The organism is Chitinophaga filiformis (genome assembly GCF_023100805.1).
Lineage (GTDB): Bacteria > Bacteroidota > Bacteroidia > Chitinophagales > Chitinophagaceae > Chitinophaga > Chitinophaga filiformis_B.
Genome location: NZ_CP095855.1, coordinates 7,435,266 through 7,454,186, shown reverse-complemented (window position 1 = coordinate 7,454,186; position 18,921 = coordinate 7,435,266). Strand labels below are relative to the sequence as shown.

General features: G+C 43.8%; 12 protein-coding genes and 1 tRNA gene. 6 read left to right on the top strand and 7 right to left on the bottom strand.

Annotated elements, in window-relative coordinates; translation table 11 throughout:
• Positions 1–45: 45 nt before the first annotated feature.
• The 3 genes from MYF79_RS29120 to MYF79_RS29110 all read right to left on the bottom strand — a co-directional run bounded on the left by MYF79_RS29120 (position 46) and on the right by MYF79_RS29110 (position 6,268).
• Complete coding sequence (locus MYF79_RS29120) at positions 46–1,581, bottom strand: RagB/SusD family nutrient uptake outer membrane protein (protein ID WP_247811366.1); 1,536 nt, start codon at positions 1,579–1,581, stop codon at positions 46–48.
• A gap of 14 nt (positions 1,582–1,595) precedes the next feature.
• On the bottom strand, positions 1,596–4,769 hold the full coding sequence (locus tag MYF79_RS29115) for a SusC/RagA family TonB-linked outer membrane protein (RefSeq protein ID WP_247811365.1): 3,174 nt from the start codon (positions 4,767–4,769) through the stop codon (positions 1,596–1,598).
• Positions 4,770–5,008: 239 nt separating this feature from the next.
• Positions 5,009–6,268 (bottom strand): FecR family protein, encoded by a 1,260-nt coding sequence (locus MYF79_RS29110; RefSeq protein ID WP_247811364.1) that lies wholly within the window; start codon positions 6,266–6,268, stop codon positions 5,009–5,011.
• Between the two features lie 349 nt (positions 6,269–6,617).
• Here MYF79_RS29110 and MYF79_RS29105 point away from each other — a divergent pair, with 349 nt between their 5' ends.
• Positions 6,618–7,178 (top strand): RNA polymerase sigma-70 factor, encoded by a 561-nt coding sequence (locus MYF79_RS29105; protein WP_317233100.1) that lies wholly within the window; start codon positions 6,618–6,620, stop codon positions 7,176–7,178.
• A gap of 196 nt (positions 7,179–7,374) precedes the next feature.
• Here MYF79_RS29105 and MYF79_RS29100 read toward each other — a convergent pair whose 3' ends face one another.
• Complete coding sequence (locus MYF79_RS29100; protein WP_247811363.1) at positions 7,375–9,624, bottom strand: ATP-binding cassette domain-containing protein; 2,250 nt, start codon at positions 9,622–9,624, stop codon at positions 7,375–7,377.
• Positions 9,625–9,678: 54 nt separating this feature from the next.
• Here MYF79_RS29100 and MYF79_RS29095 point away from each other — a divergent pair, with 54 nt between their 5' ends.
• Positions 9,679–9,966 carry a PDDEXK nuclease domain-containing protein gene (locus tag MYF79_RS29095; protein WP_247811362.1) on the top strand — a complete coding sequence of 96 codons (288 nt, stop codon included), beginning with the start codon at positions 9,679–9,681 and terminating at the stop codon, positions 9,964–9,966.
• A 79-nt stretch (positions 9,967–10,045) separates the two neighbouring features.
• Here MYF79_RS29095 and MYF79_RS29090 read toward each other — a convergent pair.
• Positions 10,046–10,119 (bottom strand) — tRNA-Asp (locus MYF79_RS29090).
• A gap of 118 nt (positions 10,120–10,237) precedes the next feature.
• Between MYF79_RS29090 and MYF79_RS29085 the strand changes: the two genes are divergently transcribed.
• Together MYF79_RS29085 and dapA are read left to right on the top strand one after the other, a co-directional pair.
• Complete coding sequence (locus MYF79_RS29085) at positions 10,238–11,191, top strand: acetyl-CoA carboxylase carboxyltransferase subunit alpha (protein ID WP_247811361.1); 954 nt, start codon at positions 10,238–10,240, stop codon at positions 11,189–11,191.
• A 101-nt stretch (positions 11,192–11,292) separates the two neighbouring features.
• Positions 11,293–12,171 carry a 4-hydroxy-tetrahydrodipicolinate synthase gene (dapA, locus tag MYF79_RS29080; RefSeq protein WP_247811360.1) on the top strand — a complete coding sequence of 293 codons (879 nt, stop codon included), beginning with the start codon at positions 11,293–11,295 and terminating at the stop codon, positions 12,169–12,171.
• A gap of 72 nt (positions 12,172–12,243) precedes the next feature.
• Here the strand turns inward: dapA and MYF79_RS29075 are convergent, their stop codons facing one another.
• Complete coding sequence (locus tag MYF79_RS29075; RefSeq protein ID WP_247811359.1) at positions 12,244–13,152, bottom strand: ribonuclease Z; 909 nt, start codon at positions 13,150–13,152, stop codon at positions 12,244–12,246.
• Positions 13,153–13,255: 103 nt separating this feature from the next.
• On the bottom strand, positions 13,256–13,630 hold the full coding sequence (locus tag MYF79_RS29070) for an STAS domain-containing protein (RefSeq protein ID WP_247811358.1): 375 nt from the start codon (positions 13,628–13,630) through the stop codon (positions 13,256–13,258).
• Positions 13,631–13,825: 195 nt separating this feature from the next.
• Here MYF79_RS29070 and MYF79_RS29065 point away from each other — a divergent pair, with 195 nt between their 5' ends.
• Entirely contained in the window at positions 13,826–16,360 is a 2,535-nt protein-coding gene (locus MYF79_RS29065; protein ID WP_199652911.1) for an ATP-dependent Clp protease ATP-binding subunit, read from the top strand.
• Between the two features lie 679 nt (positions 16,361–17,039).
• Complete coding sequence (locus MYF79_RS29060) at positions 17,040–18,860, top strand: hypothetical protein (RefSeq protein WP_247811357.1); 1,821 nt, start codon at positions 17,040–17,042, stop codon at positions 18,858–18,860.
• The last annotated feature ends 61 nt before the right edge of the window (positions 18,861–18,921 follow it).

Here is an 18,921-nt window from a genome sequence, read left to right as displayed (position 1 = left end):
TCGTTATTGCTCATTCGCAACCATTTCAACTAAAAATATTAAGATTTAATATCCAGGGTTTTGAACGAGATTTTTATTGCTGATCATTTGATTAGCTGGAATAGGAAAAATGAAAGTCCGGTTATCAGGATCTTTACTCTTGCCTGGGTTGCGTGCGCCAGTAAAATAGGGTAGCTGATCAGCGACCTCAAAACGGATCAGGTCATTTCGTCTGCAGCCTTCCCAGGCGAGCTCGCGTCCACGTTCTGCCAAAATATTTGGCAGGGTTAAGTCTGCTGCAGTCCAGTCGTTCAAACCGGCACGTTTCCTTATAGCGTTGATCAGCATCAGGGCATCACCAGTCTGCCCGTTTCTAATCTGTGCCTCTGCCTTGATCAGGTAAGCATCGGCCAAACGGTAGACGACACCATCATTACTTGCATTTGTACCCGCACCTGGCTGAGGTGCGTATTTAACACTTCTGGCGCCAGCAAACTTAAATGTATCGGCCGGATTACTTAATTCATTTACATATGGACTTAATATGACCGGTTTTTTGGTTGCCACGTCAATCAATACTGCTCCGGAGGCATTATACTGCTGGCCAATCAGCCACATTTTTTTTCTGATGTCATTGTCACTAAAAGTCCTGTAGAATGCTGTAGGTGCGCACCAGCCATTGTTTGGCTGCCCGCCAAGATTGTATGTATACATGTGGCTGCCATTAAGGGAACGCCTGACCATGATGTTGCCACCGATAAATGTGAAGTCAAAAGGTACAACGAAGATATTCTCAACGGAACCTTCGTTAGCCACAATAAAATTGTCAAAGAAGTTAGCCTGCAGATTGTATTTGCCGGATTTGATCACCTGATCTGCTGTGTTTGCGGCTTTCTCCCATTGTGGTGTCCCGGTATATACCTGTGCATTCAGGTACAACTTGGCGAGTAACATGTAGCCTCCCCATTTATTTATATGGCCATAATTCGCCACAGCTTTGTCCTGAAGCAATGGAACATTCGTTGTCAGCTCGTTTTCCAGGAAATTATAAACCTCGTTTCGTGAACGCTGCTTGACCGTAGTGGGATTGACATTATAATCGGTCACTAAGGGAACATTTCCGAAGAGGTCAGTGAACACGAAATAATAGTAAGCCCGTAAAACCTTTATCTCTGCAATGATCTGGTCAAGATTTACAGGTCTGTTGTTCTCCGGAATCTGGTTAACCGTGCTTAATAAAAAATTACATTTACCTATTCCATTGCTGATGTCATTCCACGCGTCATTAAGCACTTTAATGTCCGGCCTGTAATTATGCAGCCATAATGCCTGCCACATTCCCCCGTCATACCAGTCGTTTCCCCGGGTGGGGATAACCAATTCATCGGAAGAGACAGAATTGAGTTGAAAAGTGTTTCCCATTGGTATCGTGGTCATTGGCGTGTAAGCCTGAGCTAATGCCGCATTGACCTGCTGGGGTGTTTGAAAAAAATTATCCGGCGTTACCTGATTGTAGACCTTGCTGTCTAACTTAGTACAACTGCTAAGCAATATTGAGATTGTAGCGGTGATAATCGCTGAAGCGAAATATATCTGTTTCATAATTACTTAGTTGATTATCGAAATGAAAAACTGGTTCCCAGTATGATCGTACGATTTTTGGGATATGAATTACCATCCAGAAAATTCCCTGCAATCTCCGGATCCAGTCCGCGGTATTTGGTGATCACGAACAAGTTATTTCCGGCTATATATAGCCGGAAATTCTTCATCCCGGTCATTTTTTTAAAAGTATATCCAAGAGTGGCATATTCAAGCCTTAAAAACGATGCGTTTTCCAGCCACTTATCTGAAATATATGGTGCATCCTTTATCCCATTTGTCAATGCTGCCGGTGTTGTGTTGGCACCCGGCAACCTTGCTGCGGACTCATAATTCAGCAGCACCTGATTGAAGAGCTTATGCCCCTGAACACCGCGGATAAAAAAGTTCACATCCCAGTTTTTGTAAGTGAAGGAGTTGTTCAGTCCATAGCTGAATTTTGGATTGGGATCAATGTAATATTTGGTCGGGGCGGGATTTTCGGTGATCGTTTTCCCGTCAAACAACTGTCTTCCGGCAGCGTCAGTCCCGGTAAAATGAGGAAGAAAGTAAACGTTCAATGGTTCGCCCGGCTTGATATAACTTACAGGTACAGAATTTAAACCCCTTCCCGTTACAGTAGCCGTACCTACCTGATCGGTATTCAGAATAAACCCATTGTACTCGCCTGAAAGGCTTAAAGCCTTTGTTTTAATCCTGGTGAATTGTCCGTTTACAGTCCAGTTAAAGTTTTTCGTCTTCACAACCACTCCCGATAGCATGACTTCTAACCCTTTATTGGTCATATCACCAACATTTGCCAGTATGGTATTTACAAAAAAAGGTGGGGTTGGAACACTGTAATTGTATAGCATATGAACGGTTTTATCATCGAAGTAGTTGATATCACCTGTCAACCTGCTATTGAAAAAGGAAAAATCTACCCCTATATTCCTGCCATGCCGTTCTTCCCATTTTAGGTCAGGGTTTGGATTTTGACTATAGGAATAACTATTAAGAAGAGGGTAAGACAGGTTTGACGCATCATAATAACGTGCCTGCGCCGAGTATAAGGCGATGGCATTGTAGGGCCCGATACTATTGGAATTACCTACCACACCAAAGCCTGCTCTTAGCTTAAGATCGTCTACCCAGTTCACCTTTTTCAGCACATCACTTTTTAACCGGTAAGCCAGGCTCACTGATGGAAATGTACCCCATTGGTGATCAATGCCAAATTTGTCTGAACCATCCCTACGCAACGAGGCGGTCAGGTAGTACCTGTTATCGTAGGCATAGTTGATTCGACCTAAAAATGAAATGATCTTATAGGCGGACTTGCCGGAGCCTATCTGATTTTTTGTCAGATCGCCCGAACCTAAATTATTGTCTAAAACATCCGGTACAAGATAGTTTTGTCCGTTAGCGTAAAAAGATTCATTATCAAACTGATTGTACTCATGTACAAACATGGCAGCAAAATTGTGTTTACCCAAAGTTTTACTGTAATTGATATGCGCATTAGCTTCGATCGTGTTTTGGTTGTAGCTATTCTGCCCTGCTGTATTGATATTACCCTCCAAAGGGAAAGTTGGGGTAAAATTGTGCGTCAGCGTATTGTCCTGAATCAAAACCCCTGTCAGCCCCACACTCAAACCTGGGGTGATCTTATAATTACCGGTTGCGTTGATCAGGGTTTGCTTGGTTGTTTCCTTAGCAAGTGTTTCCTTTAAGTGCATCACCGGGTTGGCTTGCAAAAGATCTGTGAAGGCAAAGTAAGACCCGTCCGGATTGTATACGGGATATGTGGGTGGGGCGTTGAAGATGTATTGGTTGATCGAATTCGGATCGGATAACTGATCTCTATAGACCGTTGTATTTGACATGTTTAAAAGGATCTCCAATTTATCATTCAAGGCCTTTTGCTGCGCATTGAATCTTAAGCCAAGCTGACGCTTATTGGTGTTAATAATAATGCCCTGCTGGTTTTGATAATTGAGTGACGCACGGTATGTAAATTTGTCGGTGCCGCCTGAAAATCCAAGATTGTTACTATAAACAACACCTGTGCGGTTTACAGCCCTCTGCCAGTCGGTGTTGGCCCCTTTATCAAAAGTAGGGACGTTTACGTTAGGGATCTGGCGAATTGTAGTAAGATAGTCGCTGGCTGACAGGAGATCCCAGTATTTGGCCTGTTTTTCAAATCCTGTAAAACCTTCGTAATCAACCTGGAGATTTTTACCTTTTCCCTTCTTAGTAGTCACTAAAATAACACCGTTAGCACCTCTGGCGCCATAAATGGCAGTCGCAGAAACGTCTTTCAGTATATCATAACTTTCAATATCTGCCGGCGAAAGGTTTTGAAATTGTGAAGCACTGGAGATAGCTATCCCATCGATCACAAATAGTGGTCTTTGGTCACCGAGAATTGAGGTTTGCCCCCGCAGGGAGATTGAAGCACCCTGATCATTGGGATCGCCACCGCGCTGAGTAATAATTAAACCTGCAACTTTTCCCTGGATCTGATTTAAAGGATTGATAACAACGCCCTTATTAAAATCTTTGGCGGTGACATTAGAAACACTGCCTGTAACGTCTGACTTCTTTTGACTGCCATAGCCTACGACAACAACCGAGCTTAAGGTAGCGACCTCTGATCTCATTCTTATGACTTTCGGCAAGTCGCCTGCTGCAATTTCTAAAGATTGGTAACCGATAGCACTAAAAACAATCAGGCTGTTTTTATCACCTACGCTCAAGTTGAAAACCCCTGCAGTATCTGTAACCGTGCCCTGGGAAGTCCCCTTTACTTTAACAGTTAAGCCTGGAATGGGTACGCCATTTTCATCAATCACAGTTCCTTTTAGTTCAATAAAAGATAACTTTTGTTTCTCCCGCTTGGGCGCGGTATTGACCGGTTTGTCTTTGATCAGTACACTCTCACCATGAATCTCATAAGTAAGACGTTCCCCGGCAAGAAAAGTGTTCAGCACTTCGCTAATACTTGCGTTGACGAAACTAACATTCCTGGTTTTAAGGTCCTTAATCTTATTAGCCGATACAAGAATATTGTAATTGGTCTGTTTCCTGATCTCTTTTATGATCTGTTTAAAAGATGTGTTTTTATGAACAAAATTAATTGTTTGTGCGAATGTGCTTGCCCTTGCTTGAAACAGGGCTGCTAATATGAACACAACGGTCAGTTTCATTATTAGTGTATATTTATAAATGGGCCCGGGAGGTGCACACGAAATGCGTATAAAATTTTTATACATTTGTAATTCTGGTTTAATTAAATATTGTTAGAGCAATTTCGGTTACCAGTTCAAAAGTGGAGGTATTCCACTACCTCCACTTCATTTATATCTTGCGTAACCGCGGTTAGGTGGGTGTCAGGTGCTTTGTTTTTTATTCATAATTCTTAATTAAGCGTTTATATTTTTATTGTCTATTTTTGGTTTGTCTGTATTTTAGAAAATACTTTGATTGTTCTGCCTTGAATTTCAAATTGTACATCTCCCGTAACCTCAAGCATCTTCAAAACTTTGGATACCTCTGAGTACCTGGTTATGCGCCCTAAATAGGATTCATGTATATCAGAACCTTTTTGATATACTACATCAACATCGTACCATCGGGAAATTTTTCGCATAACACTTTCCAACGGCTCATCTTCAAATTGGAAGAAATCATTTTTCCATGCTACGGATTCGTCAATATCTGCATCTATGATTTTGATAGCCGGGTTCCCGATCGCATTGATCGCCTGTTGGCCTGGTTTTAAAACTGCTGTTTGTGAACCGCGGGTAAGACTTATCCCTCCTTCCAATAGTGTTGTTTTGATCACCGGCTCATCATCATATGCGTTGATATTGAACTTTGTGCCCAAATCTTTAACAAGCTGGCCTTTTACACTTACGAGGAATGGGCTGTTTACATTATGAACAACCTCAAAATACACTTGCCCGGTAATGGAAACTTTTCGTTCCTTATCAAATGCGACCGGGAAACGGATCGAGGAGGCCGCGTCAAGAATGGCGATTGTGCCGTCTGAAAGAGTTAACCTATATTTTCCGCCGCGAGGAGTAACAACGGTGTTGTACAAGATCGGTTCTTTAATATCACTAGCACTATCCGATGTATAGCTCAGGCTACCACTATTAGTTTTGTTGATTTTTACACTGCCCTGCCTGACAAGCAATCCCTGTTTACCGGATGTTAGATTAATGTTGCTGCCGTCATCCAGTATTAAGACTGCCTTGTTTCCACCGGGTTGTATCTGGCCAACAACTGCTTGACTTACTTGTTGTTTAACGGGTGATTTTTTAGGGACCAGATAGGCGACGAACATCGTCGTTAATATCAGCGAAGCGGCAACCGCAACCCGAACATATAGTTGTGTTGGACGTTTATTATTTACGATACCTGCTTTATTATGAATACGCTGGAGAAGCAAATTCCTATATTCATCCTTGCTCATATGGCTTTCAATAAAATCAGCACCTTCTTCACTCTGGAACCATTCGTCAACCTCTTGCTGTTCTTTACGATTTAATTCCCCCCGCAAATATTGGTGAGCCAGATTTTGTAGTCTTTCACTATATGGTCGTTCATTCATTTTACCTTGCTTTTTAAATAGGTTCTTTTTCCGTGGCCAATCCCGCAAAAAAGGAATATTTTTTTTTCGGCATTGGCCCTGAGCGATCATACATCAATAATTTTTAGAACTTTAAACGGGTGAATCAGTGCTATAAGAGAAGCTAAAGAAGTTGTCCGGTCGGCCTTTTCACGAGTTGTCTGATTCCCGATGACTACGGAAATATTGTCAAGTGCCTGCGGACCGCCAACAATACAGCCTGCCGTAAAGGAGCGGAGAAAAAGCTTGCGGAAACAATCTAAGAAATTTACCGGGAGCAGAAAGTTAGCTTTAACAACGTTATGAGCGGGCGAGTTTCATGAACGAATAGTAATGCAAATATCATTAATGCTTAACATATAGTTAACCTGCAGTTACTAATTTCGAAGAAATATAATTGCATTATTTCAACAACTTAGCTGTGAGTTCACTGCATACATTTGATGATTCAAAATTGCTTAGTTTACTTGAGAACAGTAATGCGAATGCATTTGACGTGCTTTACAATCGTTATTGGGACAGGGTGCTAAGTCTGGCATATCGAAAAACAGGTGATCTCATGGAAGCGGAAAATATTGTGCAGGATGTTTTCGTTTCGCTTTGGAAAAGGCGGGAAAGCCTCAAAATAACAGGTAACTTTTCAAACTATCTTTTTGTTTCTGTAAAGTACAGGACTCTTAAGTTCCTGGCAAAAAAGGCCGCTGTGCGTTCCATAAGCTTAGATTTGGCTAGTGATCCGCAGGATAATTCCACACAAGAATATCTGGAATTTGAGGAGATTCGGGAACGGCTTGAAATTCTTGTTGATAAGCTTCCTGAAATAGGCAGGTTAGTTTACAAAATGAAAAGCGAAGATAAATCATACAAGGATATTGCTGCCGAACTTAATATATCGGAAAAAGCAGTAGATGCCCATTTATTACGTGCACGCAGGAAGCTGCGGGTAGAACTTGGTAGTTTTTTAAGCTGTTTTTTTCTCTGATCCTTCCTCGGTTTTTTTCATTCTTTTAAGGGATTTAGCCAATTCACCATTACTGATGAACCTTTTTACGGACTGCGAGGGACAATTATCGAACCAATTTGCACAGGATTTAGAGCATATCTACCAACTTGCGAGACCAATCATGGAAAGTGATCAGGTGTGAGCAGGTAAATAGGTTGCGATGTTGCCTGCAGGATTATTGTAGATGCCTCTTCAAATACTTCGCGGTTTCCGATTTTTTGTTTTTTAAAAGCGCTGCAACTGTGCCTTCAAAAATCAAATTGCCCCCATATTTTCCTGCGCCAATACCAATATCTATAATCCAGTCGCCTTGCGCAATAATGTCCAAATTATGTTCAATAACGATCACCGTGTTCCCATGATCTACCAGTTTGTTCAATATTTTCATGAGCTTTTGTGTATCGGACGGATGAAGACCTGTGCTGGGTTCATCCAGCACCAAAATGTTGTTGTGATCGCCTAATTCTCTGGTTAATTTGAGTCTTTGCCTTTCTCCGCCTGAAAAACTGCTTAAGCGTTGGCCTAAGGTTAAATAATCTAAACCCAATTCCACCAGTAATTCAAAGTGGTGGGTGAAAGTATTATTGTTAAAAAAAATCTTTGCTTCATCTACTGTAAGATTCATGACTTCCGAGATATTTAAATCATGGTAGCGATACTTTAATACATCGGGATCAAAGCCGTTTCCGCCACATACTTCGCAGGGTTCTTCTATATCTTCCATAAAAGCCAGGTCAATCTTTTCCACCCCAAGACCCTTGCAATTAGGGCAAGCTCCTTCTCCATTTCTGCTGAACAACTTGTTACTGACATTATTTGATTTTGCAAATAAATTCCGGATACTATCAGATATGCCGAGATAAGTCAGAAGGGTGGCCCTCGCACTTACCGCAAACAAAGACTGGTCAATGATCTTCACATCGGGAAATTGCATGGGCAATACTTTGCTGATCAGGGAACTTTTACCCGAACCTGCCACTCCTGATACAACCGTCAATACATTTTTGGGAATATTTACTGTGACGTTTTTCAGGTTGTGCAACTGTGCATTTTTAATAGTCAGGAACGTTTCGCTTTTTCTGGGCGATGCGTTAAAGGTTCTTATCGTTGAAAAATATCTGCCCGTTTTTCCACTGGATTGTTTCAAACCTGTAAACGCTCCTTCGTACACAACTTCGCCACCTTTTCTTCCCGATAACGGGCCCATATCTACAATGTGATCAGCAATTTTAATCAGATCCGGGTCATGTTCTACAATCAGGACTGTGTTACACTTTTCTTTTATCTGTTTAATGATACCGGCAATATTTTCCAGGTCTTTCGGGTGAAGGCCGATGCTGGGTTCGTCAAAAATGTACAACAGATCTTCGAGGCTATTGCCCAAATGCCGAACCATTTTTATCCGCTGCGATTCGCCGCCTGAAAGCGTGTTAGTAATCCGGTCAAGTGTTAGATATTGAAGTCCTATGTTCACTACGTTTTCCAGTTTTCTTTGTAATTCGTTCAACACCGTTTCATACGATTTTGAGGAAAGCGATTTGACAAATTCCAGTAATTCATCTATCGGTAATGCCGCACAATCAGCGATGTCTTTGCCTTTGATCTTACAGGACAAAACACTGTCGTTTAGCCGTTTACCCTTGCAGGACGGACAGGTCTTTGAAACAACTATTTTTTTCAGGTCATCCTTCCTTATTGAGAGTTCTCTGGAATCTTTTTTCAGAATATCATTTTCTATACGTGTCAACACTCCGGCATATGTAGCGGATTTGTACCAATTTTTGCCTGGATGTTTCGGCTTATGTTCTTTTGAATACAATAATAGATCCCATTCAGCCCGCGTATAATCCTTCAATTTCTTGTTGTTATCAAAATACCCCGATTCCGTATATCTCAACCATCTGTAGCCACCTGGCTGAAAAGTCGGAAATAAGATAGCTCCTTCATTCAAGGACTTATCTTTATCGAACAGATGTTCGATACTAATGGTTTGTTTGTAGCCCAGGCCTTCACAAACAGGGCACATTCCCTGAGGATTGTTGAAAGAAAAAATATTGGAATACCCCACAAAAGGTTCTCCCAATCTTGAAAACAATAAACGTAGCGATGCATAAATATCCGTAGCGGTGCCAACGGTAGAGCGGACATTGCCTCCCAGTCTTTTTTGATTGATAATGACAGGCACATTCAGATGCTCGATTTTATCAACATCCGCTACACCGAGTTGAGTCAGCCTGTTACGAACAAAACTGTTTTGTGTTTCATTAATTTGGCGCTGTGCTTCAGCTCCAATTGTTTCAAAGACCAATGATGACTTTCCCGAACCTGACACACCGGTAAAGACAGTGATTTTGTTTTTGGGAATTTCTAAGGAAATATTCTTAAGGTTATTCTGTCTTGCGCCTGTTATCTTGATCACTTTCATAGCAACTATTTAGAGTGTAGGATCACTGCAGTATTGCAGGCAACACGCAGATTTATGCTATCTTACGCTATATCTCAAAAATACCAAATCTTGCCATTCAACAAAAGATGCTGGCCAATGTATGCCTGTCTGAACTATTACAAAGAGATTGAAATGCATGAAAGCGATAATCAACTGGTAGGCATCATACGCTGTGCAAGCAAGAATGAAAACCTGGTAGGGTATATGACCTCCGGTTTACCACAGCAAGTATTTATGTCTAAATATCTTATTAATCTGCCCGGTGAAGATGAATTAGCAAAAGATTATGGCAGAAGTGCAAAGGAAATTGGGAAAGTCTAATACGGGCAAACTATCACTTTAAAAAAAAGTGGGTATAATTAAGCGCTTTTGCTCGATTATACCCACTTTTACTGAGTTGCGGACCAGACGGGACTCGAACCCGCGACCTCCGCCGTGACAGGGCGGCATTCTAACCAACTGAACTACTGATCCTTCCCTTGTTTTCGGGGCAGCAAAGATAGGAACAAAGCCATCAATTATGCAAATCTTTTTTAAAAAATATTTTAGCGTTTATCTTTACACCGTACTTTAACCAATTTTATACATAAATATGCAATTCCTGGATTTTGAGAAACCTATTGAGGACCTGTATGATCAGTTGGAAAAACTGAAGGAGAACGGAGCAAAGTCAGGTGTAGACGTTACCGCCACCGTGAGGGAGTATGAGCAGAAGATTGCCGACACCCGCCTGGAAGTATACGAGCACCTTACCAGTTACCAGAAGGTTCTGCTAAGCAGGCATCCTGATAGGCCCTATACCCTGGCTTACATTGAGAAGATGTGTAGTAATTTCGTGGAGCTGCACGGCGACCGGAATGTGAAGGATGATAAGGCCATGGTCGGCGGTTTTGCTGAACTGGATGGAGAAACCATCATGTTCATTGGTCAGCAGAAGGGTATTAATACCAAAATGCGCCAGATCCGTAACTTCGGTATGGCCAACCCAGAAGGTTACAGAAAGGCCCTGCGCCTCATGAAACTGGCTGAAAAGTTCAATAAGCCTATCGTTACCCTGATAGATACTCCCGGTGCTTATCCTGGTCTGGAAGCTGAAGAGCGCGGACAAGGGGAGGCCATTGCCCGTAACATATTCGAAATGGTGAAACTGCGGGTACCCGTGATCTGTATCATTATCGGGGAAGGAGCATCCGGCGGAGCGCTGGGTATCGGTATCGGCGACAGGATCCTGATGCTGGAAAACAGCTGGTATACGGTGATCTCTCCCGAAAACTGCTCTACTATCCTCTGGCGTAGCTGGAACTTTAAGGAAAAGGCAGCAGAAGAACTGAAACTGACATCCGACCATATGAGCCGCTTCGGGCTGGTAGACGGCGTTATTAAAGAGCCATTAGGCGGTGCGCACGTAAATCCGGACGAAATGGCCTCCATATTGAAGCAAACCATCAAAAACACCCTGGCAGAGCTGAAAAAGATCGATGCCGATACCCGTATCGAGCAGCGTATCGATAAGTTCAGCAACATGGGATTTTTCGACGAACGCTAAAATTATTTTGTCATATACCATTCCAAATTGTCATCTTTGCACCTCTTTTAGATTGAGAAAGAGGGCAATTTGGAATTTGTTATCTGGAATTTTCACAAAATATGGAACAATTGAGAGGCACCGGTGTAGCACTGGTAACGCCCTTTAAAAAAGACGAAAGCATTGACTGGAATGCTTTGGAAAAAGTGATTGATCATGTGATTTCCGGCGGGGTTGACTATGTAGTATCCCTGGGGACGACCGGAGAAACTCCTACACTAAGCTCAGAAGAGAAGCTGGACATCATGAAGTTCACCTTCGAAAAGGTGAATAAGCGCGTACCGGTGGTAGTAGGTATTGGTGACTACAATACCAGCGACGTTGTCAAGCGGTTGCAAACCTGCCCGCTGGACGAAGCCGTTGCGGTATTGAGCGTTGCTCCCTACTACAGCAAGCCGAGCCAGGAAGGGTTGTTCCAACATTATAAAGCAGTGGCAGCTGCCTCTCCCAAACCGATCATCCTCTACAACGTACCAGGCAGGACCGGCCGTAATATGACGGCGCAGACCACCCTGAGACTGGCAAATGAAGTGCCCAATATCGTCGCGATGAAGGAAGCCAGCGGGGATATGATACAGTGCATGCAGATCATCAAGGACAAGCCGAAGGACTTCCTGGTGGTGAGCGGCGATGACGCGCTGGCGTTCCCGCAGATCGCTACCGGTATGGACGGCCTGATCTCTGTTGCCGCCAACTATTTTGCGAAAGACATGGCTGCAATGGTTAAGGCTGCACTGGCCAACGATATTCCTGCCGCCCGTGAACTGCATTACAAACTGCAGGACTCCTTCGATCTCATGTTCGAAGAGAACAATCCTGCCGGTGTAAAGGCATTTATGGCAGAAGCCGGTCTTATCGAGAATGTTTTCCGCCTGCCGGTTGTGCCGGTAAGTGCCGGACTGCAGAGCCGCATAGCTGCTTTCAGGAAAAATTACAAATAACCAGCATACTGGTGAGAAATAATAATCCCCGTTCTGCCTGGCAGGACGGGGATTGATATTTTTAAGCGCTGGTTAAATGATGTAAGTAGCGCCCTCAATCGCAATGTCGGAATTGGGAAATACCTCCCGGCATTCCTCTTCAAAACAGGTCAGGTCGGTATACTTGGAGGAAAAGTGACCTACTATCAGCCTGTGGGCATTGGCTTTCAATGCCAGGGTGGCCGCCTGTACAGTAGTGCTGTGAAACCTTTCTGCCGCCCTTTCTGCCAGGCCATGTAAATATGTCGTTTCGTGATAGACCAGATCAGCATTGTGTGCAAAGCGGATCAGGTCTTCCGAGTACATGGTGTCGGCAAAGAAGACGTATTTTTTTTCTTTGGGAGGAGGGAGGGTCACCCAGTCATTCTTCACCACGAATCCATCTTTTCGTTGATAATCAGCGCCTTCCTGCAGCTTTGAGTAGTAGGCCGCCGGTATTTCGTATGCTTTGGCCTGTTCAGGAAGCAGTTTACGTTTCCGTTTCTGCATTTCGAACACAAAACCATAGCAGGGAATACGATGCATGGTAGGGAAGAAGCTGACGTTCAGGTCTTTATCGCTCAGGATCAGTCCCTGGTTCTCTTCCAGGAGGGGTACGAACTGCAGGTCGAACTGGAAAACGGTCCCTGAGCATTGCATTTGCAGCTGGATAATAGCCTCCAGTTCGGGTGGAGCGAATATGGTGAGCGGTTCCTTCCTGCCAAGGAGACTTAAGCTGTTTAAAAGGCCTATAAGGCCGAAATAATGATCTCCGTGCAGGTGGCTGATAAAAATGTATCTCAGGCGGCTGCTCTTGATCTTATAGCGCGCAAATTGTAACTGAGTGCCTTCTCCGCAATCAACCAGTATCAGCTGATCATTACAGGTTATAATCTGAGCTGTTGGATGCCTTTCTAACGTGGGGAGAGCCGAATTGTTACCTAAAATGGTGACTGCAAACATGAACGAAAATAAATAATTACTAAAATCTCCTATTTATTCCGGAAAATGGAATCTATTTCCACATTACGGAAAAATATGGCACCAATATGTGAGTAGCGGAACATTAATCCTCGTCCTGCATCAATTCTCTTTCAAGATCTTCCATCATCACCAGGTCAATTGCCTCTAACATAGTAGGAGCAAGGTTGTACACTGTTTCGTCCGCTTTTTTTATTGTATTTGTTAAAGTGCTGTTAAGGCCGGTAAGTGCACACGACATGCCGCTGTCATACTGCTGGTGGTATACTGTTAAAATGGCTTTAATCCCAGTATCATCGGCTTTTTCCACTAATTCCATGTCCAGTATAAGGTTGCGGCCCTCCAGACCTGGCAGTTCTGCTACTTCTTTAGTAAACCTGGCTGACAAATTAGCATCCAGGGTGGTAATTTGAGGCTGTACAACTAATATTTTTTCTTTGGTATCAATTTTGAATTCCATAAGCAAGATTTTCTTTTATAAGTTAGTAAATAAGTAATCGGGAATCCTGCCAAATAACAGCCTTCTTTCTTACTTCGCCAGCCTTAATTGTATACTTATACTATTAAAGTGTTAGGGTAAAGGTAAATCAAAATTATTTGCTAATATTGTATAAGCAAGTCCCCGTAAGGGTTTTAATAATTTAATATTCTCACAATGGACCAGAATTTTTCACCGCAAGTAAAGGAGATCATTTCGTTTAGCAGAGAGGAAGCTCTACGCTTGGGGAATGATTTCATCGGCACTGAGCACCTGCTGCTAGGCATAATTCGAGAAGGGGAAGGGACAGCTGTTAAAATTCTGCAGGCTTTAAATGTAGACCTTTATGAACTGCGTAAAGAGGTTGAATTGGCCGTAAAAGATAAGACAGGAAAAAATATCGCCAATATCAACAGTCTACCGCTTACAAGGCAGGCAGAAAAGGTAATACGCGTTACCGTGCTCGAGGCAAAGGCCCTCAAAAGCCCCACAGTTGAGACAGAGCACTTAATGCTTTCAATCCTCAAGAATAAAGAAAACGTTTGTACACAAATCTTACAACAGTTTGACGTGGATTACGACACTTTTAAAAACGAGCTGGGCTTCGTAAAATCTGCTGATCCTAAAGCGGAGTTTGATGATCCTGGAGAGGAGGAATTTGAAGATGAGCGCAAGAGCTTTGCCTCCAAGGCCAAACAAACTAATACGAAGTCTAAAACTCCTGTGCTGGACAATTTCGGCAGGGATATCACCAAGCTGGCCGAGAGTGGCAGCCTTGACCCTATAGTGGGTCGCGAGCAGGAAATTGAGCGTGTATCGCAGATATTGTCCCGCCGTAAAAAGAATAATCCGATCCTCATCGGGGAACCGGGCGTTGGTAAGACGGCTATCGTGGAAGGCCTCGCACTGCGTATCGTGCAGCGTAAGGTATCCCGCGTACTGTTTGACAAACGCGTGGTAAGCCTTGATCTGGCAGCCCTCGTGGCGGGTACCAAGTACCGTGGTCAGTTCGAGGAAAGGATGAAAGCCATCATGAATGAGCTGGAAAAAAACCGCGACGTTATACTTTTCATAGATGAGATCCACACCATCGTAGGTGCGGGAGGCGCTTCAGGTTCCCTGGATGCTTCCAACATCTTCAAACCTGCCCTGGCACGTGGAGAACTTCAATGCATCGGCGCCTCTACCCTGGACGAATACAGGATGTACATCGAGAAAGATGGTGCATTAGACCGCCGTTTCCAGAAAGTAATGGTAGATCCTCCAACCGTGGACGAGACTATTCAGATCCTGAATAACATCAAGCCACGTTACGAAGAGTACCACAACGTAAGCTATTCCGAAGATGCAATTGAGGCCTGCGTTAAACTCAGCGACCGCTATATGACAGACCGTCTGCTGCCCGACAAGGCAATCGACGTACTGGATGAAGTAGGCGCAAGAGTGCACCTCAAGAACATCAACGTACCGCAGAATATCCTCGACCTGGAAAAACAGATCGAAGACATCAAGCAGGAAAAAAACAAAGTAGTAAAGAGCCAGCGTTTTGAAGAAGCTGCTGCGCTGCGGGATACCGAAAAGAAACTGGGAGAAGACCTGGAGCGTGCAAAGAATGTGTGGGAAGAAGAAGTGAAGCATAAACGCTACCCGATCGATGAAGAGGCTATCGCAGAAGTAGTAAGCATGATGACAGGCATTCCTGTCAAACGTATGGTACAGGCCGAAACTGAAAAACTCCGCCGCATGGGTGAAGACCTGAAAGGCGCCGTAGTTGGTCAGGATGAGGCTATCACCAAAGTGACAAAAGCTATTCAGCGTAACAGGGTAGGGTTGAAAGATCCTAAGAAACCGATCGGTACCTTCATCTTCCTCGGACCTACCGGGGTTGGTAAAACCGAGCTGGCGAAATCCCTCGCGCGTTATATGTTCGACTCGGAAGATAGCCTGGTGCGTATCGACATGAGTGAATATATGGAGAAATTCTCCGTAAGCCGTCTGATTGGTGCGCCTCCGGGATATGTAGGTTATGAAGAAGGTGGTCAGCTGACTGAAAAAGTACGCCGTAAACCTTATTCCGTAATCCTCCTGGATGAAATTGAAAAAGCACACCCTGATATTTACAATATCCTGTTACAGGTATTGGATGATGGTATCCTGACTGATGGTCTGGGCCGTAAGGTAGACTTCAAGAATACACTCATCATCATGACCTCTAACATTGGTGTTCGTCAGTTGAAAGACTTCGGTGCAGGTGTTGGTTTCACTACCTCAGCAAAAGCAACCAGCGAAGAAGACAATACAAAATCAGTGATTGAAAAAGCATTGAAACGTACCTTCTCTCCTGAGTTCCTGAACCGTATTGACGATGTGATCATATTCAACTCGCTGAGCAAAGAGCATATCTATACTATCATAGATATCACCATGCAGAGCGTGCTGAAACGCCTGAACAACCTGGGCTTCAGCCTGGAACTGACAGACGAGGCGAAAGGCTTCCTCGCAGAGAAAGGTTACGACCAGCAGTTCGGCGCCCGTCCACTGCACAGAGCCATCCAGAAATACCTGGAAGATCCGCTGGCAGAGGAAATACTGAATATGAACATTCATAACGGAGATGTATTGCTGGCAGATCTTGACAAGGAAAATCAGAAGCTGATCTTTACTTTAAAGAACTCGCCAAAGAGTAACAAATCCGAAAAATCAGAAGCATAAACAATAAAGCCATAGTTGATAGAAATTGTTTTTGATAGAAATCCCGGACATTAGTCCGGGATTTTTTTTATCCGCTGCTTCCCATGGGGCAGGTGTAACACCTGAAATAGATACCGTAGCAGGCCAGATCAGTCAGATAATATGCTGTTAAAATGTTAAAATGATCTAAAAACACCGAAGCCAACCCCCTCAATACAACCAAAACTTATCTTGTTGCCTGCCTGAATCCCTTGAAAAGGAAAAAATATAACATGATTGTGTTATGTGAAGAACATGTCTTCTATGTGAGGATAGCATTGACTTGTGATCTTTAATATATATAAAAAAGTATTAAATGATAATCAATGGTATGTAAAATTGTTGTGTCTGTCAAAATGATACGTTCATGTCATAGAACTAATATTATTAATATTGGATATTTGCATCATATAATTTGGACAATCGTAGAAGACTCGTAAACGAACTAGTGGACATCCTTTCTTTCTTAACCAACCTTTTTTAACCAATCTTCATACTTGTTAAACCTCCCGGTGCAAACGGGGTAACAGCCAGGCAGTTTACCTCAAAGCGGATAAACTTTAGTGGCTGCTGTATGCGCATGAGAGATGCGTGTTTTCGTTTGCAAACAATCATGGTTAATATTTATTCACGGATAAAAAAATCTATCTATCCCTATACTATGAAATTAGTTATACGCAACACTTCACGCACGCTCTTTTTAGCTGGAGGCATGGTCCTGGCAGCTACAGCAGTTCAGGCACAGATGAAAATCGGTGACAACCCTTCCCAGATCACTAAATCAGCTATCCTGGAGCTGAGCAGCAACAAGCAAGGTCTCTTGCTGCCAAGAATTCCAAACTTCACAGCTATCGATGCGGCTATCGGAACTGATGCTGTGGATGGAATGATCGTATACCTGGCCAGTGGTACAACCACCGAGGGTGTATACATGAGGAAGGGCGGCGCCTGGGTAAAAATCGCCAGCACCGCTGACGCATTGGCCAACTGGAGCCTGAAAGGTAACACCGGCACCACAGCAACCGATTACCTCGGTACCGCTGATGCAAATCCACTTTCTATCCGTACAAACGGTGTTGAAGCGATCGGTGTACAGGCTGACAGACAACTGAAATTTTCTACTGTAAACCAGGACAACAGCCTGCTGGAAGTACTGATGTTAAGTGGTACAGGTATCGTTTCAAAAAGAACATTACCTCAGACTGCTTTCAAAAGTCTGGCAGCTAATATCTTCGCCAATGCTGATTCCGCACATGCGTCTTTCAACATTGCTGAAAACACCACTACCGGAGAAATTACAGTAAATGCGCCTATTATGGCTCCTACTGCAACTGCTCCTTATGGTTTCCTGAAAAAATCTGACTGGGACAAATTGCAGGCCCTGTCGAGCGGTACCAACCTTTCTATTGCTGACTTCATCACAGCGATCGCTGCTGGTCAGGAGAACAGAGGTGGCCGTATCACTTACGATCCGCTGACTGCCAGCTATAAACTGGAACTGACCGCTGCCAGCGCTACTTTAGCGGGTATCGTAACTACAGGTACACAGACCTTTGGTGGCGACAAGACCTTCAATGGTGCAGTAAATGTTGGTACTACTTTAGGCGTTACCGGTGCTGCTACCCTGGGTAATACATTAAGCGTAACCGGCAATACCACACTGAATGGTGCTACCACAGTGAACAACACACTCGGTGTAACCGGTGCTGCAACACTGGGTAATGACCTCAGCGTAACCGGCGCTACTACCTTAAATACACTGGCAGTTTCCAATGCTACTACGCTGAACGGTGCACTGACACTGAACAGTGTGGCCAACGCCGCTACCGCTGCATCTTATGATGTGCTGGTACGTGAAGGAAGCACCGTTACCAAAAGGCCGTTCGACCTGGATGCTATTGCAAAAGCGATCCGTACTATCCAGGCAGGCGCCGGTACAACCAGCAACGTAAATGTTGCATTCAAATCAGACAGCGTAGGTACAAACTTCGACATTCAGGCAACGGCCAATGATGTGTCTTTCAACCTGCCTAACGCAAGCGCTGTAGATGCTTCTCATACTACCGCTCAACGAGGCGTGGTATCTACCGGTAACCAGAGCTTTGCCGGCAACAAAAGCTTCGCTGCTGCTGTTGCTGTAGGTAAAACCACACAGGCGGGTTCAACCCTGGATGTGAATGGTTCCTTACAGATGAGAATTACAAAGACCACTACTTCATACGCAATTACCGATACTGATAACACAGTGCTGGCAGATGCTACCAGCGGTGCGCTGACCATCACCCTGCCTACTCCTTCTGCAGCTATGGCCGGCCGTATCTACACGATCAAAAAGATCGGTACAGGCGATATCAATAATGCAGTTACCGTACAGCCAAGTGCAGGTACAATTGAAGGTGGCGCCAACTATATGATCTACAACGACTGGACCTTCATCACTATCCAGACAGATGGCACCAATTGGTATATCATCAGGAAATAATACAATATAATTTAACAGGAGCCGTGAAAGACGCTCCTGTTAAATTTATTATTGCTGACAT